14 protein-coding genes and 1 pseudogene are annotated in these 24,291 nt (G+C 71.5%); 9 read left to right on the forward strand and 6 right to left on the reverse strand.

Annotated elements, in window-relative coordinates:
• The first annotated feature begins 284 nt into the window (after positions 1 to 284).
• Both ACZ4VW_RS22560 and ACZ4VW_RS22565 read left to right on the forward strand, forming a co-directional pair.
• A complete protein-coding gene (locus tag ACZ4VW_RS22560) occupies positions 285 to 4,028 on the forward strand; it encodes a laminin G domain-containing protein (RefSeq protein WP_467965100.1) in 3,744 nt (1,247 codons plus the stop codon).
• Between the two features lie 169 nt (positions 4,029 to 4,197).
• Entirely contained in the window at positions 4,198 to 10,716 is a 6,519-nt protein-coding gene (locus tag ACZ4VW_RS22565; RefSeq protein ID WP_467965102.1) for an RHS repeat domain-containing protein, read from the forward strand.
• A gap of 470 nt (positions 10,717 to 11,186) precedes the next feature.
• Here the strand turns inward: ACZ4VW_RS22565 and ACZ4VW_RS22570 are convergent, their stop codons facing one another.
• Positions 11,187 to 11,882, reverse strand: coding sequence for a M48 family metalloprotease (locus ACZ4VW_RS22570; protein ID WP_467965323.1), 696 nt, complete (start codon positions 11,880 to 11,882; stop codon positions 11,187 to 11,189).
• Here ACZ4VW_RS22570 and ACZ4VW_RS22575 point away from each other — a divergent pair.
• Positions 11,767 to 12,114: a hypothetical protein gene (locus ACZ4VW_RS22575; RefSeq protein WP_467965104.1), complete on the forward strand. Its 348-nt coding sequence runs from the start codon at positions 11,767 to 11,769 to the stop codon at positions 12,112 to 12,114. The genes ACZ4VW_RS22570 and ACZ4VW_RS22575 overlap by 116 nt on opposite strands.
• A gap of 14 nt (positions 12,115 to 12,128) precedes the next feature.
• On the opposite strand, the pseudogene ACZ4VW_RS22580 reads toward ACZ4VW_RS22575, so the two are convergent.
• The 3 genes and pseudogenes from ACZ4VW_RS22580 to ACZ4VW_RS22590 form a co-directional block, all read right to left on the reverse strand.
• A pseudogene (locus tag ACZ4VW_RS22580) lies at positions 12,129 to 12,212 on the reverse strand (metal-sensing transcriptional repressor); the annotation flags it as partial.
• Positions 12,213 to 12,241: 29 nt separating this feature from the next.
• Positions 12,242 to 14,515, reverse strand: a complete 2,274-nt coding sequence (locus tag ACZ4VW_RS22585; protein WP_467965106.1) for a heavy metal translocating P-type ATPase — start codon at positions 14,513 to 14,515, stop codon at positions 12,242 to 12,244.
• A 110-nt stretch (positions 14,516 to 14,625) separates the two neighbouring features.
• Positions 14,626 to 14,910: a cation transporter gene (locus ACZ4VW_RS22590; RefSeq protein WP_467965108.1), complete on the reverse strand. Its 285-nt coding sequence runs from the start codon at positions 14,908 to 14,910 to the stop codon at positions 14,626 to 14,628.
• Positions 14,911 to 15,075: 165 nt separating this feature from the next.
• Between ACZ4VW_RS22590 and ACZ4VW_RS22595 the strand changes: the two genes are divergently transcribed.
• Positions 15,076 to 16,053: a hypothetical protein gene (locus tag ACZ4VW_RS22595; protein ID WP_467965110.1), complete on the forward strand. Its 978-nt coding sequence runs from the start codon at positions 15,076 to 15,078 to the stop codon at positions 16,051 to 16,053.
• Positions 16,054 to 16,104: 51 nt separating this feature from the next.
• On the forward strand, positions 16,105 to 16,800 hold the full coding sequence (locus tag ACZ4VW_RS22600; RefSeq protein ID WP_467965112.1) for a copper homeostasis protein CutC: 696 nt from the start codon (positions 16,105 to 16,107) through the stop codon (positions 16,798 to 16,800).
• Between the two features lie 169 nt (positions 16,801 to 16,969).
• Here the strand turns inward: ACZ4VW_RS22600 and ACZ4VW_RS22605 are convergent, their stop codons facing one another.
• Positions 16,970 to 17,707 carry an SDR family NAD(P)-dependent oxidoreductase gene (locus ACZ4VW_RS22605; RefSeq protein ID WP_467965114.1) on the reverse strand — a complete coding sequence of 246 codons (738 nt, stop codon included), beginning with the start codon at positions 17,705 to 17,707 and terminating at the stop codon, positions 16,970 to 16,972.
• Between the two features lie 83 nt (positions 17,708 to 17,790).
• On the opposite strand from ACZ4VW_RS22605, the gene ACZ4VW_RS22610 reads away from it, so the two are divergent.
• The 4 genes from ACZ4VW_RS22610 (at position 17,791) to ACZ4VW_RS22625 (ending at position 22,096) form a co-directional block, all read left to right on the forward strand.
• Positions 17,791 to 18,660 carry an aminoglycoside phosphotransferase family protein gene (locus ACZ4VW_RS22610; protein WP_467965116.1) on the forward strand — a complete coding sequence of 290 codons (870 nt, stop codon included), beginning with the start codon at positions 17,791 to 17,793 and terminating at the stop codon, positions 18,658 to 18,660.
• Complete coding sequence (locus ACZ4VW_RS22615; RefSeq protein WP_467965118.1) at positions 18,657 to 18,860, forward strand: hypothetical protein; 204 nt, start codon at positions 18,657 to 18,659, stop codon at positions 18,858 to 18,860. Before ACZ4VW_RS22610 ends, ACZ4VW_RS22615 begins: the two co-directional genes overlap by 4 nt.
• 168 nt (positions 18,861 to 19,028) lie before the next feature.
• Complete coding sequence (locus tag ACZ4VW_RS22620; protein ID WP_467965120.1) at positions 19,029 to 20,537, forward strand: hypothetical protein; 1,509 nt, start codon at positions 19,029 to 19,031, stop codon at positions 20,535 to 20,537.
• The gene (locus ACZ4VW_RS22625) at positions 20,537 to 22,096 is read left to right on the forward strand and encodes an outer membrane protein assembly factor BamB family protein (RefSeq protein WP_467965122.1); all 1,560 of its coding nucleotides are present in this window, start codon (positions 20,537 to 20,539) and stop codon (positions 22,094 to 22,096) included. Before ACZ4VW_RS22620 ends, ACZ4VW_RS22625 begins: the two co-directional genes overlap by 1 nt.
• Positions 22,097 to 22,161: 65 nt before the next feature.
• Here the strand turns inward: ACZ4VW_RS22625 and ACZ4VW_RS22630 are convergent, their stop codons facing one another.
• Positions 22,162 to 24,192 carry a HelD family protein gene (locus ACZ4VW_RS22630; RefSeq protein ID WP_467965124.1) on the reverse strand — a complete coding sequence of 677 codons (2,031 nt, stop codon included), beginning with the start codon at positions 24,190 to 24,192 and terminating at the stop codon, positions 22,162 to 22,164.
• Positions 24,193 to 24,291: the final 99 nt, after the last annotated feature.

Raw genomic sequence — 24,291 nt, forward strand, 5'->3', positions numbered from 1 at the left:
AGAGCCTGATCGCTTCCCGTACGCGTCCTGGTGGCGTTTTTTCATGCAGCGCAGCAGACCCCCCCGCATCCCTGCGGATCCCGTTGAATCGCCCCGCTAGACCCTGCCATATGAGAGTTCGGACGTCCGGGGAAATTTCCGGCCCGTGATCCAGGTCACAGATCACATAGTGCACGATCGCATACCGACCTTTGACTCGTCCTTGACGGTCCGTAATCGGCCGGGATTCAATCCGTCGGTTCGATGTGGATCTCTGGAATGACAGGTGGGGGCAGACCGGTCCTATGGAGCATCTTGCCAAGAGACGAAGAAACGGGGCGGGTTATCGCCTCGGTGGGGCCGCCGTGGCGCTGGCGACGGCGGCCACCACTCTGCTCGGGGTGGTGCCGGCCGGAACGGCCGTGGCCGCCGAGCCGACAGCCGGCGCGGAACCGACCGCGTCGGAGGGCCGGCGTGCCCTGGAGGCGGCGAAGAAGTCGGGCAAGCGCGTGGAGGTGACGAGTGAACGCTCGGAGCGCACCACCGTGTTCGCGAACCCGGACGGCTCCACCTTCACGCTGGAGCAGTCCGTCGTCCCGGTGCGCGTGGCGGCCCCCGGCGGTGGCTGGCGGGCACCGGACGCGACGCTGCTGCGGCGTCCTGACGGGTCGATCGGCCCGAAGGCGGCCGCGGCGCACATGTCGTTCTCCCGTGGCGGTGACAAGGACGCACTGGTCTCGATCGAGGACGCCGGGCGCTCGCTGGCCCTGGAATGGCCCGGCAAGCTGCCGGCGCCCCGCATCGAGGGCACGAGCGCGGTCTACCCGAACGTGCTGCCGGACGTCGACCTGAAGGTCACGGCCACCGTCGAGAGTTTCCAGCACGTACTGGTCGTCAAGACGCCCAAGGCCGCCGCGGACAAGAAGCTCAAGGAGCTGACCTTCGGCCTGCGGACCAAGGGCCTGTCCGTCCGCAAGGGCGCGACCGGCGCCTTGGCCGCGGTCGACGGCGACGGCCGTACGGTGTTCAAGGCGCCGCCCGCCCAGATGTGGGACTCGGCGGGCAAGGCCGCCGCCCAGCAGTCCGTCCAGCAGGCCGCGCCGGCGCCGTCGAAGCGGGCGGCCGCCAACCCGGCCGCCGGACCTGCGGCCGCTCCGTCCGCAGCCCCCGCGCCCCGCGGCTCCGCCGATGTCTCCGAGACGGCGCCCTCCGGGACCGGGCACGCGCCCGGCCAGGGGGACAAGGTCCGCCGGATGGGCGTGAAGCTCGGCAAGGACACGCTGTCGGTCGTGCCGGACGCCACGATGCTGACCTCCACCCCCGCCTCCGCGTACCCGCTGTTCATCGATCCGACGGTGACGTGGGGCGAGTCGGAGCGGACGCTGCTGCGCTCCGACGGCTACGAGTCGTACGGCTGGGGCAACGGCTCCGACGACCGCGGCATGGGCGCGGGCAAGTGCGGTACCTGGAACGGCTACTACTGCGGCCCGGGCTATGTGCAGCGGCTGTACTTCGAGTTCTCCCCGGCCAGCCTCAAGGGCAAGAACGTCCTGGACGCCACCTTCCGGGTGACCGAGCCGTGGGCGTTCCAGTGCGACCCGCGCTGGGTCGACCTGGTCCGTACCGACAACATCTCCTCCTCCACCACCTGGACCTCGCGGCCCGCGGAGCTGGACTGGATGGTCGACCGGCACGTCTCGGCCGGGCGGGGCTCGCTCTGTGACCCGGACTCCCCGGACGCGCCGATCGAGTTCAACGACAACCCGGAGGAGACCAACGAGAACCTCACCCCGACGGTGAAGTCCTTCGCCGCGGGCAAGTTCTCCCGCCTCACGCTGGAGATCCGGGCGCAAGACGAGTCCGACACCTCGGCCTGGAAGCGCTTCAAGAACGACGCCGTCCTCGCCGTGAAGTACGTGGCCCTGCCCGCCCTGCCCACGGGCGTGGGACTGGTCAGCGGCAGCGGCACGGTCTGCTCGACGAACTCCGCCGACCCGGCCGTCATCAGCGACCCGACGCCGGCCGTGAACGGCCGCCCGCAGACCGCGGCGGGTGGCGAGTCCGGTGCCAGCCTGCGCGTCCGCTGGCGTACGCAGAAGTGGGACGGCGCCGCGTGGGTGACCGCGCACACCGACGTCGACAGCCCGACCAGCGGATACGTCGGGGACAACGTCAACCAGACGAAGAGCCTGCCGACGCTCTCCGAGGGCGTGAAGTACCGGCTCCTCGCGCTGACGCTCTCGTACTACGAGGACGGTTCGAACCGGCTCAACACCGGCTACACCACCCCGTGCTACTTCACCATCGACACGACGGCGCCGAAGGTCCCCAAGATCACGTTGGGGACGCCGTACTCGGAGTGTCTGCCGAACTCCTGCGTCGCCGCCGGCGGTCCGGGCGTGTCGGCCGTGGTCTCCTTCACCCCGGCCACCGGTGACACCGACATCACCAACTTCCAGTACCGCTCCACGGAGCAGGCGACCTGGTCCAACACGTGCACGGCCGGCAGCCCGTGCCTCTTCAAGGCCACCGTCAAGCCGGACCGCTCCGGTACGCACCGGCTGTACGCGCGGGCCGTCGACTCGCTCGGCCGCGCCGGCGCCCAGCAGGTCATCGACTACCTCGTCGCCTCGGGCGCCGGGCCCGTCGGCCGCTGGAACTTCGGCGAGAGCACCGGTGCCGCCGTCGACAGCGGCGCCGACACCGTCCGCCAAGACGCCACCCTGGCCGGTACGGCGACCCGGGACGACCGGGGCCGACGCGGGCTGCTGACCCACGACGCCAACGGCGTCCCGCTGGCCACTCCGGTCACCGACCGCGGTCTGCTGCTCAACGGCGGCGGCCACGCGGCCACCTCCGCCGGGGTCCTGGAGACCCGCTCCGGCTACTCCTTCTCGGCCTGGGTGCGGCTGGACAACAAGGACGCCACCGGTGTCGTCCTGTCGCAGGACGGCTCCCAGTACAGCCCCTTCGTGGTCACCTACGAGAAGCCGTACGACACCTGGTACTTCGGTGTGAAGGAGAAGGACGAGCCCACGGCCGACGCGTACTGGGGCCGCAAGGCGGTCACCCCGGCGCGGGTCGGCGTGTGGACGCACCTCGCGGGCACCTACGACCCGGCGGTCAAGACGCTCCAGCTGTTCGTCAACGGCAAGCTGGAGGCGGTCAACACCAACGTGGTCAGCTCCTGGTCCGCGACCGGCCCGATGCAGTTCGGCCGCTACAAGTACAACAGCGCGTACGGTCTGCCGTTCAAGGGCAGCATCGACGAGGTCGCGGTCTGGCAGCGGGTCCTCTCGGCGAAGGAGATCGCCGACGAGGCGAAGCTCATGACCTCGGCGGCGTACGCGGGCGCCGAGCTCGTCGCCGACTGGAACGCGGCCGACGCCACCGGCACCACGGTGCCGAACTCGGCCGGCGGCTACGGTCCGGCGCTGACCCTGTCCGGCGGCGCCACCGTCGTCGGCGGCGAGATCGTCCTCGACGGCGTGGACGACGCGGCCACCGCCGCCGGTCCGGTCCTGGACGACGTGGGGTCCTTCACGGCGACGACGGCGGTACGGCTGGACAGCGCGAAGCTGCTCACCAAGCCCATCGGCCACACGGGCCAGGTCGTCGGGCAGCGGGCGGCGGACGGGTCGGCCTGGGGCTTCTGGTTCCAGCTCACCGGCAAGGACAGCGCCCTCGACCCCGAGACCGGTGAGGAGAAGACCAGCCCTGTCGGCAAGTGGCACTTCGGCCGGCTCCTCGCCGACGGCACCACCTGGTCCTCGGTCGTCTCCGACGAGGTCGCGGACATGGACAGCGTGGTCCGGCTGACCGGCGTGTACGACGCCCAGGAGGGCACCATCGGCCTCTACCTGGGTCACAACCAGAACGGCGCCGACAAGGCGTTCACGGCGAAGGTCGGCACGGGTGACTTCACCCTGGGCAAGGGCTTCACGTCCACCGCGTGGGGCCACCACCTGCCCGCACGGATCGCCGAAGTACGCCTCTGGGCCGGGGCGATGGCGAGCCCCGACCAGATCGAGACGCGCGTCGGCGACTGACCGACGCGAAGGGAGGGCGGGGGCCGTCCGGTCCCGGAAGGACCGGACGGCCCCCGCCCTTGTCGTCCCCACGCGCCGAATCCTTTCGGCGTGTGGTTTTTCCACCGTTCGATTCCACTGTTCGTCTTTTTTCTCATTTCTCGGGGTGGGCCTTCAGATGTTGATGGGCATGGGCAGATTCGACAGAGGGGACGGTGGCGGCGGACGCCGCGCCGGCACCCTCGCGGCGGCGCTGGCACTGGCGCTGGCCGTACCGGTGGGCCTGACACCGGTCGCACAGGCGGCCGGCATCGGGGGTCTCGGCCGGCCCGACGTACCCGAGCAGCGGGTCAGCAAGGTGCGGGAGGTCAAGGGCGGCGGGGCCAAGCAGGCCCGCGAGCGGGTCGAGCGGGAACGGAAGGCCGACGACGGCCTGGCCGCGCAGGCCGCACGCGAACAGCAGGCCGCCTGGCCGGTCGGCGGATCGGCCGAGCTGCCGCTGGCCGGCGGCAGGGCGGGCACCGCGACCCCGGGCGGGCTGCCGGTGACGGTGACCCCGAAGGACGGCAAGGGCGGCGGCGCCCCGGCCGCCGGGGCACGGATCACCGTGATCGACCAGCAGGGCACCCGTAAGGCCGGTGTCACCGGTGTGCTGCTGACCGCCGAGGCCGACACGGCCGGCGCCGCCAAGGTCACCGTCGACTACGGCGCCTTCGCCTCCGCCGTCGGCGGCGGCTGGTCCGGGCGACTGCGCCTGGTCACCCTGCCCGCGTGCGCGCTGACCACTCCGGCGAAGCCCGAGTGTCGCACCCAGACCCCGGTGGCCTCCCACAACGACCGCACCGCGCGGACCGTGTCGGGTGAACTCCCGCTCGCCGAGGCCGCGTCGGGCCCGTCGGCCCAGCTGCTGACCGCCGCACCGGCCGCCGCCACGGCCACCTCCGGCGCCACCGTCTTCGCGGTGACCGCCGAGGGCGTCGGCGGCGGCGAGGCCGCGAACGGCTCGGGCGACTACTCCGCCACCCCGCTCGCCGCGTCCTCGTCCTGGCAGGCGGGCTCAGGCTCGGGCTCGTTCACCTGGAACTACGGCTTCACCCTGCCGCCCGCCGCGGCCGGCCCCACGCCGTCGCTCGCGCTGTCCTACGACTCCGGCAGCGTCGACGGCCGCACCGCGACCTCGAACAACCAGGGCAGCGCCGTCGGCGAGGGCTTCTCGCTCGGCGAGTCCTACATCGAGCGCTCGTACGGCAGCTGTGACAAGGACGGCCACACCGACGTCTTCGACCGCTGCTGGAAGTACGACAACGCCCGGCTCGTCCTCAACGGCAAGGCCGACCGGCTGGTCAAGGACAACACCACCGGCGCCTGGCACCTGGAGAGCGACGACGCCTCGAAGGTGACCCGCTCCACCGGCGCCGACAACGGCGACGACAACGGCGAGTACTGGACCGTCGTCACCGCCGACGGAACCACCTACACCTTCGGCAAGAACGTCCTCGACGGTGCCACCACCCAGCGCACCCACTCCACCTGGACCGTCCCCGTCTTCGGCGACGACTCGGGCGAGCCCGGCTACTCCAGCGGGACCGCGTTCGCGGACCGGGCGCTGACCCAGGCATGGCGGTGGAACCTGGACCTGGTCGAGGACCCGTCCGGGAACGCCTCCACGTACTGGTACACCTCCGAGTCGAACTACTACGAGAAGAACAAGGCCACCAAGGCCGGCACCCCGTACATCCGCGGCGGCTACCTCACCGAGATCAAGTACGGCCTGCGCAAGGGCGCCCTGTTCACCGACGACGCCGATGCCAAGGTCACCTTCGGCCACGCCGAGCGGTGCACCGTCGCCGACTGCACCTCCCTGACGGACGCCACCTCCGACAACTGGCCGGACGTCCCCTTCGACGCGATCTGCTCAAAGGACGACACCGACTGCAAGTCCGGCGGCCCGTCGTTCTTCTCCCGCAAGCGCACGACGAGCGTCAACACCTTCTCGTGGAACGCCACGACCAGCGCCTACGACCCGGTCGACTCCTGGGCCCTGAACCAGAAGTACCTGGACGGCGGCGACATCGGCGACAGCTCCGACCACGTACTGGCGCTCCAGTCGATCGTCCGCATCGCGGAGGCGGGCAGCACCGCGATCCAGTTGAAGCCCGTCTCCTTCACGTACCACATGCGCCCCAACCGGGTGGACGGCACGGACAACATCCTGCCGCTGACGCGGCCCCGGATCTCCACCGTCACCTCGGAGACCGGCGCCATCACCACCGTCACCCTGTCCGCCGCCGAGTGCGTCCGCGGTGAGGTCCTCGGCGCCGCCGAGGACACCAACACCCGTAGCTGCTACCCGCAGTTCTGGAACATCAACGGCGCCGCGGACGCGTCCATCGACTGGTTCCACAAGTACCGCGTGCTGGCCGTCGCCGTCTCCGACCCGGCGGGTCAGAACGACACCGTCGAGCACGCCTACAGCTACGCGGGCGCCGCCTGGCACCACAGCGACGAGCCCTTCACGCCCAAGGCCGAGCGGACCTGGTCCGAATGGCGCGGCTACCGCCAGGTCACCGCGTACAGCGGCGCCCTGAACACCACCCGCTCCAAGACCGTCTCCCTGTTCTTCCAGGGCATGGACGGCGACAAGAAGAAGGACGGCACCACCAAGTCCGTCACCCTCGCCCCGCTCACCACCCCCGCCATCGGCGCGGCCTCCGTCACCGACAGCGACGCCTATCAGGGCAAGCTGCGGCAGAAGGTCACCTACGACGGGGCCACCGCCATCGGTGCGGAGGTCCACACGCCGTGGCTGAAGGAGACCGCCCGCCAGACCGTCCCCGACGCCGCCGACCACGTCGCCCGCTTCGTGCGCGTGGCCCGGTCGACCAGCCACACGCTGCTCACCGCGTCGAACACCTGGCGCGCCCACACCACCGTCACCGACCACGACGCCTACGGCATGCCGTACCGCGTCGAGGACCGCGGCGACGACGCCACGACCGGCGACGAGACCTGCGAGTACACCTGGTACGCCCGGGACACCGCCATCGGGCTCGTCTCGCTGGCCTCGCGCACCCGGATCGTCGGCCGCCCGTGCTCCGTCACGGACACCGACCTCGACCTGCCCGCCGACTCCTCGCGCCGCGGTGACGTGCTCTCCGACACCGCCACCGCCTACGACGGTGCCGTCTGGTCGACCACGATGAAGCCGACCAAGGGCCTGGCGACCTGGACCGGACGGGCCAAGAGCTACGGCACGGACAACCAGCCCACCTGGCAGAAGCTCTCCGCCACCGGCTACGACACGCTCGGCCGCCCGGTGTCCCTCTCGGACGCCCACGACAAGGCGACCGTCACCGCGTACACCCCGGTCGACGCGGGCCCGCTGACCAAGACGATCGCCACAGACCCCAAGGGGTTCCGGACGACGACCTTCTTCGACGCCCGCCGCGGCCAGCCGCTGCGCATCTACGACGCCAACCTGAAGAAGACCGAGACCGAGTACGACGCCCTCGGCCGGCTCACCGACGTCTGGCTGCCCGACCGCAACCGGGCCGGCGGCTACAGCCCCAGCCAGAAGTACACGTACACGATGTCCAACACCCAGCAGTCCTGGGTGTCCACGGCGAAGCTGAAGAAGGACGGCACCACCTACAACACCACGTACACGATCTACGACGCGCTGCTGCGTCCGCTCCAGACCCAGGCACCGACCCCCGACGGCGGACGGCTGCTGACCGACACCCGGTACGACTCGCGCGGCATGACCTACGAGACGTACGAGCAGATCTTCGACACCACCTCCACCCCGAACGGCACGTACACGCGGGCCGAGTACGGCGAGGCGCCCCAGCAGACCGAGACCGTCTACGACGGCGCCGGCCGGGCGGTCACCAGCAGCCTGCTCGTGTACGGCGTGAAGAAGTGGTCCACGTCCACCACCTACACCGGTGACTCGACCGCCGTCACCGCCACCGAGGGCGGCACCGCGACCCGGACGATCACCGACGCCCGCGGCCGCGCCGTGGAGACCCGCGAGTACGCGGGCCCGCAGCCGACCGACACCCAGTACGGAGGCGCCCTCGGCGTCTCCTACGCGTCCACCCGGTTCGGCTTCACCCTCGACGGCAAGCAGAACAAGGTCACCGGCCCCGACGGCGCCGAGTGGACCTACACGCACGACCTGTTCGGCCGCGAGTTCACCGTCACCGACCCCGACAAGGGCGCATCGACCACCTGGTACGACGCCCTCGACCGGCCGACGAAGGTCACCGACACCCGTGGCACCGTCCTCACCGGCTACGACGAACTCGGCCGCGTCACCGGCACCTGGACGGGCTCGGTCAGCGACGCCAACCAGCTCACCGGCTACACCTACGACACCGTCCTCAAGGGCCGGCGCGCCGACGCCACCCGTTACGTCGGCGGCAAGACCGGCCAGGCGTACACGAGGTCGGTGACCGCCTACGACACCCTGTCCCGGCCCACCGCCTCGACCATCACCCTGCCCGCCACCGACCCGCTGGTGGCCGCCGGAGCGCCCCAGACCCTGTCGTACAGCAGCTACTACAACATCGACGGATCGCTGCAGAACACCACCGAGCCCGCGCTCGGCGGCCTCGCATCGGAGACGATCTCCTACGGGTACGACAACCTCGGGCTCGTCACCTCGATCACCGGCGCCACCGGCTACCTCCTCGGCGTCGACTACTCCGCCCTCGGCCGAGCCCAGCAGCTCACGCTCGGCACGGCGAACACGGAGGCCGTCAAGAAGACGTACGTCACGAACACCTACGAGGAGGGCACCGGCCGGCTGACTCGCAGTCACGTCACCGACCAGACCCACCCGTACATGCTCCAGGACCTGAACTACGCCTTCGACCAGGCCGGGAACATCACCTCGATCACCGACCCGACGCTGCTCGGCGGCGCCGGCAAGGCCGAGACCCAGTGCTTCACCTACGACGGCCACCGCCGGATGACCGAAGCCTGGACCCCGTCCTCGCAGAACTGCGCCGACCCGCGCAGCGCGACCTCCCTCTCCGGCCCGGCGCCGTACTGGGACTCGTACACGTACAACACCGCGGGCCAGCGCACCTCCGTCACCTCCCACAAGAGCACCGGGGACACGAAGACGACGTACTGCTGGACGGCGGCCCGCAAGCACAGCCTGGCCGGCACCAGCACCAGCGCCAACTGCACCACCCCCGACCGGTCCTACTCCTACGACACCACCGGCAACACCACCAAGCGGCCCGGTGCCACCGGCGTGCAGGACCTCGTGTGGTCCCCGACCGGCCAGCTGTCGAAGCTGACCGAGAGCGGCAAGGCCACCGACTACCTGTACGACGCCGACGGCACCCTGCTCGTCCGTGCCACCGCGGGCGGCGAGCGGATCCTGTACGCCGGGGCCACCGAGCTGCACCTGCGGGCCAACGGAACGACCTGGGCGCAGCGCTCGTACGCCTCCGGCAGCATGAACGTCGCCGTCCGGTCCAACCAGTCCGGCACCCAGAAGGTGTCCTACCTGACCGGTGACCACCACGGCACGCAGAGCCTGGCCATCGGCTCGGACAGCACCCAGACGTTCAGCAAGCGCTACACCGGCGTCTTCGGCCAGACCCGCGGCACCGTCACCGGGAGCGCCTGGCCCGACGACAAGGGCTTCCTGGGCAAGACCGTCGACACCACCACGGGCCTGACGCACGTCGGCGCCCGGCAGTACGACCCGACCATCGGGCAGTTCATCAGCGCCGACCCCAAGCTGACCCTGGACCAGGCACAGTCGCTCAACGGTTACGCCTACGCCAACAACAACCCGGTCACGCAAGCCGACCCGACGGGCGAGAAGGTGCCCGAGTGCGATAACCCGAGCAAGTACGGCATCACCTGCAAGGGCGGCATCCCGGTCTCCAGCGGTGGTGGCGGCGGCGCGCCGTGTCCCAGCCTCACCAACCCGCAGTGCCCCGAGTACCAGGGCGGCGGCGGTGGCGGCGGCGGTGGCGGTGGCGGCGGTGGCGGTGGCGGCGGTGGTGGCGGCGGTGGCTGCGACTCCGCCTGCCAGCGCGCGCTCAACAACATCGCCAAGAAGTGGAAGGGCGGCCTCTACCACGCGCTCGGCGTCGACCTGAAGAAGTACGTCCAGGTCCTCACCCACGAGACCACCCCGTGCGTCGAAGGCGCCATGGTCTCCTCCGGCGTCGCGGCCGGCTGCGCCGACATCGCGGGAATCGGCTCCACCGACACCTGGAACGACCTGCTCAACGAGTGGCTGAACGGCAAGGGAGGCAACCGGGCCTTCGGCGTCGGCAGCTTCATGACCCAGCAACTCGCCGCCAACAAGCACAGCCTCAACATCGTCAACCAGCTCAAGGAGCAGATCGAGGCGGCCGACTACGACATCGACCCCGCCAAGCTGGGCGGAAGGTCCTCCTACAAGGACCCCAAGACCAACTTCTTCAACGACATCACCGGCATGCTGACCGACGGCGCGAAGGGCTCCGGGGTTCCGGAGGCGTTCATGGGCTCCTACGATCAGATCCACCAGGTCATCAACGTCAACAAGCGGGAACGCACCTTCACGGTCGCCTTCGCCGCGTACAACGAGACCGGCACGGAGTCCCTGACGCACCTCATCCCGGACATCGGGCAGGGGAAGCAGATGGGCACCCTGCACCAGACCTACTACTGGACGATGACGGTCGATTTCTGACCGTTGCCGACTGATGACAAGAGAGGGGACAGGAGTGGCCGTGCGTGCACTCGACCGTCTTCCCGTACGGGCCCGAGGCCCGGTGCACCGGTCGCTTCGGGCGCTCGCGCTGCTGCTCCTGCTCGCCGCGGTCGTCGACCTGCTGTCGAACCTGGTGCCGCGCCAGGCTCCGCTGCGAGATCTGCTCGACGACGTGCGCGCCGGCCGGACCTCGGTGGTCCATGTCTTCTACAACGCCCCCGACGCAGTAGGGGTGCGGTGGACCACCGGGTTCGCCGGCGACAAGGAGCTGACGCACCGCTTCGAGACCCTTCCGGGGGGCGAGGGCGGTGAGGCGGCTTTCGAGGCGTTGGTGCGGAAGGAACTCGCGGGGGAGGGCGGCGGCGGTGTGCCGGTCGCCTTCGACAGGGAGGATCCGCTGGAGAGGTTGGGCGGTCTCTCCGCCCTGGTGCCGGTGCTGTACTGGCGGTTCATCTCCACCGCCTGGCTCGCCTGGGCGGTTCTCGTGGCCGGGGCGGCCGTCCTGGTCGACATCGTCGTCCGGGCGCGGCTCCGGGCACCGAGCGCCGGATACTGGCTGACCGCGTGCCTGGTGTTCGGCGCCGGCTTCCCCGCCTACCTGTGGTCGGAGCCGGCGGCGCTGTGGCGCCCGGCGGCGGACGGCCGCATCGGCGGCGGGGGAGTCGTGGGCCGTACGGCTCTGTGGGCGGCGGGGGTCGTGGCCCTGGCCGTGACCATGGCCGCGACGCGCTGACGCGCGGCTCGCTGTCCGTGTCGCGTTCCGTGTGAGGAGCGCCGTGGCCGGGGGTGGTTTCAGTCGCCCTCGGCCACGGCGTCGCCCAGACAGTCGGGGCACACGCCCTAGAAGACGATCTCGGCGTCGAGCGGCCGCCAGTCGGGGAGGGCGCGTCACGCGTGCAGTGGCGCAACGCCCGTTCGGGCGCCGTAATTTCGAGCCGCAGCGGTACGGCCGTCCCGCCGTGCCGCGCCAGGGGGAGCCGCGGGAACACCGCGGCGAACGCCGCCGCCATCAGCAGATGGTGGCGCCCGGTGATGTGGGCCCGCTCGTGCGCGAGCGCCGCCGCCGCCGACTGGGCGTCGGCGAGCGTGTCCACGGCCCCCGAGAAAACCACGACCCGGCGGGCGCGCCCCGGGAGGCAGAACACCGCCGGCCGCGCGTGGTCGAGCACGGTCGCCCGCAGGGCCGGGTCGTACCGTCCGACCAGTCGCAGGACCCCCGCGTGCCGCGGCCTCGCCCACCTGCACCTTCGCCTGGTCCCCGCCCTGGGCGATCGCCTCCGTGACACAGCAACTGTGGTGCTCGTCCAGGAGGGCCATGGCGCAGGACTGGAGGCCGCGTCGATGGCCGAGACCCGGGTCGGCACGTCGATGCAGTAGGCGTCCTCGTCCACCATCCGCTGCACCCCCCGGACCTGCCCCTCGATGCGCCGCAGGCGCCTGATGAGGTCTTCCTTGTGCTGTAGGCAACCGGCCACGACGGCCTCCTCGCATGTCCGCGGGGATGTCAGCGGTCGGCGGCCTGGAAGCCGCGCAGGCGCAGGCTGTTGCCGACCACGAAGACCGAGGAGAAGGCCATCGCGGCCCCCGCGATCATCGGGTTGAGCAGTCCGGCCGCGGCGAGCGGCAGGGCCGCCACGTTGTAGGCGAAGGCCCAGAACAGGTTCGAGCGGATCGTGCCGAGCGTCCTGCGGGAGAGCCGGATGGCGTCGGCCGCGGCCCGCAGATCCCCTCGTACGAGGGTCAGGTCGCCGGCCTCGATGGCGGCGTCCGTCCCCGTGCCCATGGCCAGACCGAGATCGGCCTGGGCGAGCGCGGCGGCGTCGTTGACGCCGTCGCCGACCATGGCGACCGAACGGCCCTCACCCTGCAGGCGCCTGACGACGTCGACCTTGTCCTGCGGCATGACCTCCGCGATGACCTCGTCGATGCCGACCTCGGCGGCGACGGACTCGGCGACGGCCTTGTTGTCGCCGGTCAGCAGGATCGGGGTCAGGCCGAGCGCGCGCAGCCGCCGGACGGCCTCGGGGCTGGTCTCCTTGATGGCGTCGGCCACCTCCAGGACCGCACGGGCCCTGCCGTCCCAGGCGACCGCGATGGCCGTCTTCCCGGACTTCTCGGCCTCGTCCTTCGCGGACTTCAGCGGCCGCGGCAGCTCCATGGCCCACTCTTCGAGGAGCTTCTCGCGGCCGACGAGGACCGCGTGGCCCTCCACGACGCCCTGCACACCGAGACCGGGCACGTTGGCGAAGTCCTCGGGGGTGGGGAGCGTGCCGACCACGGCGGCGGCTCCGGTGGCGACGGCCTGGGCGATGGGGTGCTCGGAGGAGTGCTCCAGGGCGCCCGCGAGCCGCAGGACGTCGCTCTCGTCGACACCTTCGGCGGTGTGGACCTTGATCAGGGTCATCCGGCCGGTGGTGACGGTGCCCGTCTTGTCCAGGACGATCGTGTCGACCTTGCGGGTGGTCTCCAGGACCTCGGGGCCCTTGATGAGGATGCCGAGCTGGGCGCCACGGCCGGTGCCGACCATGAGAGCGGTCGGGGTCGCCAGGCCGAGGGCGCACGGGCAGGCGATGATCAGTACGGCGACGGCGGCGGTGAAGGCGGCCGTGAGACCGGAACCGGTGCCGAGCCAGAAGCCGAGGGTGCCGAGCGCGAGCGCGATCACGATGGGGACGAAGACCGCGGAGATCCTGTCGGCGAGCCGCTGGGCGGCGGCCTTGCCGTTCTGGGCGTCCTCGACCAGCTTGGCCATGCGGGCGAGTTGGGTGTCAGTGCCTACGCGGGTGGCCTCCACGACCAGGCGGCCGCCGGCGTTCAGGGTCGCGCCGGTGACGGAGTCGCCGACGGAGACCTCGACCGGCACGGACTCGCCGGTGAGCATGGAGGCGTCGACGGCGGAGGAGCCCTCGACGACGGTGCCGTCGGTGGCGATCTTCTCGCCCGGGCGGACCAGGAAGCGGTCCCCCACGGCGAGTTCGGCGGTCGGTACGGTGACCTCGCGGCCGTTCCTGAGGACCGTCACCTCCTTGGCGCCCAGCTGCATCAGCGCCTTGAGCGCCGCTCCCGCCTTGCGCTTGGAACGCGCCTCGAAGTAGCGGCCGGCCAGGATGAAGGCGGTGACGCCGGCCGCGGCCTCCAGGTAGATGTTCCCGGCGCCGTCGGTGCGGGCGATCGTGAACTCGAAGGGGTGCGTCATCCCCGGCGTACCGGCGGTGCCGAAGAACAGCGCCCACAGCGACCACAGGAACGCGGCGAGGGTGCCGACCGAGATCAGCGTGTCCATCGTCGCCGCGCCGTGCCGGGCGTTGGTCCACGCGGCCCGGTGGAACGGCCAGGCGGCGTAGACGACGACCGGCGCGGCGAGGGTGAGGCTCAGCCACTGCCAGTACTCGATCTGGAGTGCCGGGACCATCGCCATCGCGATGACCGGCACGGCGAGGGCGACGGCGGTGATCAGCCGCTGCTTGAGGGGGCGCAGCTCCTCGTCCGCCTTCTCCTCGTCGGTGGGTCCTTCCACGCCGGCGGACTCGACCTTCGGGGGAGTGGGTTCGGCGGCGGTGTAGCCGGTGGCCTCGACGGTGGCGATCAGATCCTGGACCGAGACGTCGGCGTCCGCGGCGAAGGTGACCTTCGCCTTCTCGGTGGCGTAGTTGACGGTGGCCTCGACCCCGTCCATGCGGTTGAGCTTCTTCTCGATACGGGCCGCGCACGAGGCGCAGGTCATGCCGCCGATGGCGAGTTCGACCTGGGCGGCGCCGGGTGTCGTCGTGGTGGACAAGATGCACCTCTTTCTGTGGAGGCTCGTGGCGGCCGGCCCTGATGTCGGGAACTCGGGGGCCGGGGCCCATGGGCGGGCCCCGGCGGCCGGGGTCGGGCGCGGCCGGGCGGTCAGGCGCGGCCGGTGAGTTCGTAGCCGGCGTCGTCGACGGCGGCGGCGATCGCGGCGTCGTCGGGCGTCCCGCCGGTCGTCACGGTCACCAGGCCGCCGGCGATGTCGACGTCCACGGAGACGACTCCGTCGAGCGCGCCGACCGCGGTGGTGATCGCGGTCCTGCAGTGTCCGCAGGTCATGCCGGACACGGCGTAGACGGTGGCGGTGCTGTCGGCGACGGCGGTGGTGGCGCCCTCCGCGGTGGTCGAGCAGCTGTGGTCAGGAGTACAGCAGGAACCCATGTCTTCCTCCTCGCTGGGGTCCGGATACCCTGAGGGGGTATCCGTCTGAGATCAATGTATACCCCCCGGAGGTACGCCACGCAAGCATCTCCTCGCCTTGACTTTATACCCCCTAGGGGTATCGTGAAGTGCATTGAACGGGTACTCACGTACGGGAGAGCTGCCATGAACACCGGTGTGAAGATCACCGCCTTCGCCGCCGCGCTCGCCGCGACCTTCGGGACCGCGTACGGGGTCGGCCAGGGCATCGGACCCGTGGGCGAGCCGGCGAAGGCCGCGCACGGGGAGCGCGCGGCGTCGAAGCCGAGCGCGGAGTCGGGTGCGGAGGCCGGGGCGGGCGGTCACGCGGGGCATGGGGAAGGCGCCGCGAACGCCCCCGCCGCAGGTGGCCTCCAGGTCTCCGAGGGCGGCTACACGCTGGCCATGGAGACACCCAGGCCCGCCGTCGGCAAGAGCGTCCTGAAGTTCTCGATCAAGGACGCGGCAGGCCGGAAGGTCACCGCGTACACCACGGAGCACGGCAAGGAGCTGCACTTCATCGTGGCTTCGCGGGACCTCACGGTCTACCGCCACCTGCACCCCGTGCGCGCGGCCGACGGCACCTGGTCGACACCGGTCGACCTGCCCGCCGCGGGCGGCTACAAGGCCTTCGCCGACTTCAAGCCCGCGGTGAAGGGCGCCGAGGGCGTGACGCTGGGCGTGGACCTGTCCGTACCGGGCGCGTACGCGCCGCGGCCGTTGCCGGCCGCCGCGCCGACCGCGACGGTCGACGACTACCAGGTCACGCTGGCCGGCGCCCTCGCCCCGGGCAGGGCCGGCGAGCTGAAGCTGAGGGTCCGCAAGGGCGGCCGGCCGGTCACCGACCTGGAGCCGTACCTCGGGGCGTACGGCCACCTCGTCGCCCTCCGCGACGGTGACCTCGCCTACCTCCACGTCCACCCGAACGAGGGCGGCCCGGGACCGGACGTCTCCTTCACGGCGACGGCGCCGAGTGCGGGGACGTACCGTCTGTTCCTGGACTTCCAGCACGGCGGGAAGGTGCGGACGGCGGCGTTCACGGTGCACGCGGGACCCGGCCACGCGGCCGCACCCGCGGCGGGCGACAGTGCCGCGCGCGATGCGGGAGGTCACTCGCACGGCTAGTCTGGTCATTGGACTAGACCTGTAGCCGTCATTCATGGAGGAATGGGCTCGATGAGCAAGCGTGCAGTCCTTGAGGTGATCGCCCTCGACGCCGAGGACGCGGTCGCCGCCCAGGAGGGCGGGGCGGACCGCCTCGAGCTGGTCACGGACATGGCGGCGGACGGGCTGACGCCGTCGCGGACCGGCTTCGAGGTGATCCGTGGCGCCGTGGACATCCCGCTGCGCGTGATGCTCAGGCTCGCCGACGGCTTTGCCGCCGGCGACGTCGACGCGCTGGTGGCCCGCGCCTCCGACCTGCGGGAGGCGGGCGCGGACGAGTTCGTGCTCGGATTCCTGACGGCGCACGGGGACGCGGACCTGGTGGCGGTCGAGCGGCTGATCGCCGTCCTGGACGGCTGCCGCTGGACCTTCCACCGCGCCATCGACCGCGCCGCCGACCGCGACGCCGTGCGCAAGCAGCTCGCGGACCTGCCGGGCCTCGACACCTACCTCACGGCGGGCGCGGCCACCGGCGTCGACGACGGCCTGGCCGTCCTCACGTCCGAGGCCGCGCGGGCGGCTGCGGGCGAGCCGGGCTACGAGCCGCAGATCCTGGTCGGCGGCGGCCTGCGCCTCGACCACCTCCCGGAGCTCCGCACGGCCGGCCTCACCGCCTTCCACATCGGCGGCGCGGCCCGCCCCCAGGGCTGGACGGCCCCGGTCTCGACGGCCGCGGTACGCACCTGGCGCGAGGCGCTGGACGCGTAAGGACGCGCAGACGCGACGGGATCGCCTCCTCCGCCGGAAGAGCCGGACGCCTTCCCGCCGCCGGGATCGGTCCGCGCGGCCCGGACACCACCGTGCCCTCACCTGCCGGTGCTCACCGGCGGGTGGGAGGGCGCACCGACCGCACGGCCGGGCCCGCGCCCCACGGGGTTCAGCGGCCGCCCGAGACCCTCAGGATCGTGCCCGTCGTGTACGAGGCGTCCGGGGAGAGCAGCCAGGCCACCGCCGCCGCGATCTCCGACGGGCGGCCCGGGCGGCCCAGGGGGATCGTGGGCGCGGCCTTCGACGGGCGGTCGGGGTCGCCCATCGTCGCGTGCATGTCGGTCTCGATGATGCCGGGAGCCACCGCGTTGACCCGGATCCCGTCCGGGCCGAGCTCCTTGGAGAGGCCCACGGTCAGGGCGTCGGTCGCCGCCTTCGTCGCCGCGTAGTGGACGTAGTCGCCGGGGCTGCCGAGCGTGGCGGCGGCGGAGGAGATGTTCACGATCGCCCCGCCACCGCGCGCGGCCATGTCACGGGCAGCGCGGCGGCAGCACAACAGACAGCCGAGGAGGTTGACCTCCACCACCCGGCGCAGGTCCTCCGTCGACGCGTCCGCGAGGCGGCCCAGCGGGCCCGTCACCCCCGCGTTGTTGACCAGGCCGGTCACCGGGCCCAGTTCGGTCTCCGCCGTGTCGAACAGCCGCTCCACGTCCGCCTCGACGGCGGTGTCGGCCCGCACCACGGCACAGCGCGCCCCGGCCGCCCTGACCGCTCGCGCCGTCTCCTGCGCGGCGGCGGCGTCGCGTACGTACCCGAGCACCAGATCGTGGCCCTCGGCCGCCAGCCGTACGCAGGTCGCCGCGCCGATCCCCCGGCTGCCGCCGGTGACGACGGTCGTCCTCGCCATGGTGGTCCGCCCTTCCTCGCGATCGCGCCGCCCCACCGTAATCCGCTGGCCCGGCGCGAGTCGCGCTGGCTACCCTCCGCGCCATGACCGACCTCGTGCGCCGACTGATCGCCGCCCAGTTCCCCCGGTGGGCGGAACTCCCCGTCAGGCACGTGCCGTCGGCCGGCACGGACAACGACATGTTCCGGCTCGGCGACACGATGGCGGTCCGGCTGCCGAAGACCGCCGACTCCGCCCGGTCCCTCGTGAAGGAGCAGCGCTGGTTGCCCCGCCTCGCCCCGCACCTCCCGCTGCCCGTGCCCCTGCCGCTGGGCGAGGGCGTCCCGGGGGAGGGCTTCGGGCTGCCCTGGGCCGTGTACGGCTGGCTCGACGGAGCCAACGCCTTCGACGAACCGATCGCCGAACTCGCCCATGGCGCCGTGGAGTTGGGGCGCTTCGGTGTCGCCCTGCGGGCCGTGGACGCCACCGGAGGCCCGCGGTCCTTCCGCGGCGGCAAGGTCACCGAGTGGACGGGGGACCACATCGACCGGGCGCTGCGGGACCTCGGCGCCGACGGTACGGTCGACGGCGCCGCCGCGACCGAGGCGTGGGAGTCGGTGCTGCGCCTTCCGCAGTGGGGCGGCGACCCCGTCTGGGTCCACGGCGACCTGCTGCCCGGCAACCTGCTGACCCGGGAGGGGCGGCTCGGCGCCGTCATCGACTTCGGCGGCGTCGGAACCGGCGATCCGGCCTGCGACATGATGGTCGCCTGGACCCTGCTCACGCCCGAGACCCGCCCGCTGTTCCGCGAGGCCGCCCAGGTCGACGACGCGACCTGGGCCAGGGGCCGGGGCTGGGCGCTCGGCTGGGGCCTGGTGACCGAGCACTGCTACCGGTCCACCAACCCCGTCCTGGCCGCCGTCGCCCGCCGCGCCCGGTCCCAGGCCCTCTCCGAGTACCCGGCGGAGGTGTGAGGCACGGGCGTGCCGACGAGGTCCTGTCCGGCCGGCTCGCCGCGTACGTGAAGTGGCGGACGGGCGCCGCCCGCGCGGACCTGGTCGCCCACTCCTTCGGCAGCATCGTCACCCGCGTCACCGTGCCGGACGGTACCGATCACGGTTTCTGCACCGAAGTCCTACCGGACGGCGCGGCGTTGCGCGAGCGAAGGCCATAGGGTGTGTGTGAGTAACGGGGAGGGTGGCCGGGAGAGTGCGTGACATGCTCGGCATGAGCTCGTACACGCAACTCGGACGGCCCCCGGCAGAGTTGCGCCTTCGCTCCTCCGTGCGGCCGGACCGGGCCACGTGCTCCCTCATCGAGCGAATGGTGCGAGAGGGAAACCATGTCTTATTCGGCGCCGCCCGGAGGGCCGGGCCCCGCGGGTCCGTACGGGGCACCGGGCCAGCAGCCCACCGCCCCCCACGGGGCACCGCCCCAGCAGCCCGGGTGGTACCCGCCCGGGCCGCCACCGCCCAGCGAACCGGGCGGCGGCAAGGGGCTGAAGAAGGCCGTCATCGGGATCTCGGTCCTGGCGCTCCTGGCCGTGCTCGGTGTCGGCGGGTTCGCCTTGTACAACGCGGTCGGCGGGGGATCCCTGCCCCTTGCCGAAGGTTCGGGGGAGGACACCGAGCAGCTCGTGAGCCAGGAGGACATCGCCACGCTGCTCGACGGCCGCACCCGGGCACTGAAGAGCGGTGACGAGGAGGCGTACCTCGCCCCCTTTGCTGGCCAGGCCAAGGAGGAACAGCGCAAGGTCTTCCGGAACCTGCGCAAGGTGCCCTTCGCCGAATCCAAGTACATGGTCCTCAAGCAGACCGGCGGCTCGGACGAGTACGGCTCCGACGTGAAGGTCGCCCTCGACATCGCCTTCGTGCATCAGATCAAGGGGGTCGACGTACGCCCGGTGTCCGAGTGGTACCGGTGGACGGTGGAGCGGGAGTCAGCGTCCGCCGAGCCGCGCATCACCGGCGTGGGCGGTTCACCCTCCGCATACGGACTGGCATCCGCCGTCTACTACCCGGCGCCCTGGGACCTCTACGAGGACATGTTCGTCAAGCGGGACGCGCACACCGTGACCATCGCGGCGAAGAAGAACGCCGCCGCCGCCGGTCGCTACGCGCCGGTCATCGAGCAGGCGGCCAAGGCCGACGTGGACCTGTGGAAGTCGAAGGCTCCCGAGGTTCCCGACATACCCTCCGGCTTCCTCGTCGTGATCGAGCCGGACCGCAAGACGTACACCAAGCTCTACAACAACGGCGGCCGGGACGTCGGCTGGGACGCCGGGCAGAGCGTGCCGATGCCGGCCTTCAACGCGGGGTACGCGGGAGGAACGGGGAGCACGCTGGAGTACGGCGGTGCGCGCATCAAGCTGGACGCCTCCACAAGCCGCTTCACCTCCTCCGCCTGGCAGCGGGGCGTGGCCGAGATATCGCGCCACGAGATCGCGCATGCGCTCGTGCAACCCCTGGACGACGGGTCGTACGGCTACGACGAGAAGACGAGCATCCGGGCGTGGGTCGTCGAGGGGTTCGCGGAGTACGTCGCGTACCGCTTCGACCGAGGACTCGGGAAGGACCGGGTCCGCCGCGACCTGTCGGGTCAGGACTTCGACGGCAAGCTGCCGGAGCAGGACTTCGAGGGTTCCCTCAACTCCATCGGCATGAACTACGCGCTCAGCTATCTCGCGGTGCAGTTCATCGCCGACAAGGGCGGCGAAGAGGCGGCTTTCGAGTTCGTCGTGTCCCACTACAGGAAGCCCACCGAGTTCGAGCAGCAGCTGCGGAAGGCCGTGGGCATGGACGAGAGCGAATTCGAGGCCGCGTGGGCCCAGTACGTCAGGAGCAACAGCTGATGAGCACCAACGGACCCGTGCCGGGCACCGGCCCCTACGGGCAGCGGCCGCCCATGCCGCCGCAGGCTCCCGTGCCGCCTCAACAGCAGCCGCCCGCACCCCAGCAGGGCTACGGCCAGCAACAGCAGCCGCCCGCACCGCAGCAGGGCTACGGATACCCCCAGCAGGGCTACGGCCATCAGCAACAGCAGCCGATGACGCCCCAGCAGGGCTACGGCCATGGTTATCCGCAGCAGTTCCCGGGGGCTCCCGCTCCGGCGGCACCGCCGCGCAAGAAGAACACCGGGCTGATCGTGCTGCTCGTCCTCGCGCTCGTCGTCCTCGGCGGAGCGGGAGGAGCCGCCTGGTACGTGCTGGTCGGTGCGCCCACCGATCCGCTGTGGAGCGTGTCGGCGAAGTCCGAGTGGGGCGGGAACAGCGAACAGGAGGTGGACGGCACCTGGTTCACCGACAAGGCCGTGGTGCAGACCCTGGCCGGCGGTGTGAAGGCGTACGACCGGGCCACCGGGAAGAAGCTGTGGGCCACACCGCTCCCCGGCGCGGGCAACCAGGCGTGCGTGGCACCCGCCGGTTCCGACGGCGGGATCGGGATCGTCGCCTACGGCGCCTCGGGCGTCGGTGGGGCACACGGCAAGTGCGATCACGTCGCCGCGTACGACCTCGGCACGGGCAAGGAGCTCTGGCACAAGCGCTTCAAGGTGAAGGACGAGTTCGGCTCGGGCACGAAGCTCGCGGTGGCCCGGACCGGCGAGGCGGTGGTCGTCAGGACGGACCTGGAGCAGGTCGCGCTGAAGGCGTCCGACGGCTCCACGGCCTGGGACGTGAAGAAGGCCGCTCCGAAGGGCTGTTACCCCGGCACGTACACCGGTGGTAAGAACCTGATCCGCCTCAACAGGTGCGACGGCGGAGACGCGTTCTCCGGCGAGCCGTGGACCGAGGCGTCACTCATCGACCCCGCCACCGGCAAGGCCCGGTGGACGAAGCGATTCGGCGAGGCCGAGGCGGAGATCGTCCTCTCCAGCTCCCCGATCGTCATCAGCGCCGTGGGGCGGGGGGTCGATGTGTTCGCCCTCGACGAGAAGTCCGGCGAACTGCGCAGCAAGCTCCCGAAGATCACGGAGAAGTACTACGCCCTCACGGACGACAACGGAAGCCCGATGCGTCAGGCGGCGGGCTTCGGAAACATCTTCCTTCTGGGGACGAGCGAGCGAGAGGGCGAGGGCGAGGCGCGCACGCTGGTCGCCTACGACCTGGACACCGGCAAGGAGCTGTGGAAGGCGCCGTCATCGGACCCGATCCAGTACATGCCGCTGAGGGAGACCGGCGGTGAGCGGCTTCTGGTGTACGTCACCGAGGCCACGAAGGAGCCGAAGCTGGTGGAGTTCGATCGAAAGAGCGGTGCGATGACGACGGTCGCCGAGTATCCCGAAGAGGTGGACAAGAACCTGGGCGTCGGCGCGTGGCCGTTCTGGCACAAGGACACGATCTACGTCACCACGGTCGGTGCCAGCATGAGCGACACCTCCTACTCGCTCGTGGCCCTGCCCACGACCAAGTAGGAGGGGACCCGCCGACGGCGAGGCCGGCTGTGAGCCGGCCTCGCCGCACTGCGGAACGGCGTCCGTCAGTCCTCGTCCAACTGGGGCGGCAGCGGCGAGGAGTGAAGAACCGTCAGTCCCGAGACGGCACGGGTCAGCGCCACGTACAGCCGCCGCAGTCCCGTCCGCTCGTCCGGCTCGCCGTCGACCACCGCCGCCGGGTCGTCCAGGACCACGTAGTCGTACTCCAGGCCCTTCGCCAGCGAGGCCGGGACCAGCGTCAGCCGGGACTCGGCCGTCGTCTCCTCACCCGGGGAGAGATACACGAGGCCGGCGGCGGTCAGCGCCTCCGCCAGCGGCGCGATCCGCGCGTCGGCGGCGATCAGGCCGATCGACCCCTCCTGCCCCAGGGACTCCACACAGGCGGCGACGACCGCCGCGTCCAGCTCCTCCGGCCGGAAACGCCGGATCTCCAGCGAGCCCGGGTTCTCACGGACCGACTCCACCGCCGCCAGGCCCGGGGACATGTGCGGCAGCAGCCTGGACGCGTACGCGATGACCTCGCGCGGCACACGGAAACCGGCGGTCAGCTCCTCGACCACGGCCTCCGGTTTCCCCAGATGCCCCAGCGCCTGCGCCCAGCTCTCCGTCGCCCACGGCGTCGTGCCCTGCGCCAGGTCGCCCAGGATCGTCGCCGAGCCGGTCGAGCAGCGGCGCCCCACCGCCCGGTACTGCATCGGCGACAGGTCCTGCGCCTCGTCCAGGACGACGTGCCCCAGCGAGTGCGTGCGCTCCACCAGGTCCTTCGCCTCGTCGATCAGGACCGCGTCCGCCGCCGACCACTTCGCCGACCTCACCGACCGCGCGGGCTTCGCCCACAGCAGCAGCTTCTGCTCGTCCGCCGACAGCACGCCCTCCGCGTGCTCCGCCAGGAACGCGGGATCGCTCAGCAGCCGCAGGACCAGCTTCGCCGGGTCGACGGCCGGCCAGACCGCCTTCACGAACGCCTTCACCGCCGCGTTGCGGGCCACCGCGTCCTGCACGCGGTCGTCCGGCGCCTCACCCGCCTGCTCCATCCGCACCAGGACCGCGTGCGCGACGCGCCGCGGCAGCGCCTCGTGAGCGGCGCCGTAGCGGATGTCCCGGTCGAGCAGTTCCCGGACCATCTCCTCCAGTTCGTACGCCGGCACGCGCCACCGGCGGGAGCCCCGCACCACCATCAGCGGCTCGGTGGGCAGCGTGACGTGCGAGCGGACCGCGCGCCGCAGCACCTCCGCCATCCTCGCGTCGCCCTTGACGACCGCCGTCGCCGCCTCGTCCGTCCCCCGCACCTCGACGTGCGCCACGAGGTCGTCGACGGTCGCCTGCCGCACCTCCAGCTCGCCCAGCGCCGGCAGCACCTGCTCGATGTAGTGCAGGAAGGACCGGTTGGGGCCGATGACCAGCGTGCCCGTACGGGCCAGCCGCTCCCGGTGGGCGTAGAGGAGGAACGCGACCCGGTGCAGACCCACGGCCGTCTTTCCGGTGCCCGGGCCGCCCTGGACGCAGACGGTGCCCGAGAGCCCGGACCGTACGATCTCGTCCTGCTCGGGCTGGATGGTGGCGACGATGTCCCGCATCGGTCCCACGCGGGGGCGCTCGATCTCCGCCTGGAGCAGCCGGCTCGTCCGCTCCAGCTCCCGCGGGTCGGAGAGGTGTTCGTCCTCGTACGCGGTGAGGTCGCCGCCCGTGTAGCCGAAGCGGCGCCGCAGGCCCACGTCCTGCGGGTCCTTCCGCGACGCCCGGTAGAAGGGCTGCGAGACCGGCGCGCGCCAGTCGATCACCATCGGGTCGCCCTGGGCGTCGTGGACGTGGCGCCGGCCGATGTAGAAGCGCTGCCCCTCCTGCGTGGTGTGCAGGTAGTCGAGCCGGCCGAAGAACAGCGGGGTGTGGGAGAGGTCGGCCAGCGCCTTGATCCGCTCTTCGACCTGGCCCCGCAGGACGACGGCGTTGACCCAGTTCGCGGTGACGTCCTTGATGTCGAGCGCTTCGGCGTCCTCGCGCATCGCGCGCAGCGCGGCACGGGAGTCGGCGAGATGGGCGCGCTCGCGCGCGAGCGGGTCGTCCTGAGCGGACATGGCGGTGCCTCCGAGTACGCGTGCATGACGGGGGCCGCCGGTTTCCGACCGGACGGCGACTCTCCACGAAAGGGAGGCGGGGAAGTCGGAGAGTGTAGC

The organism is Streptomyces sp. NPDC029139 (assembly GCF_055564335.1).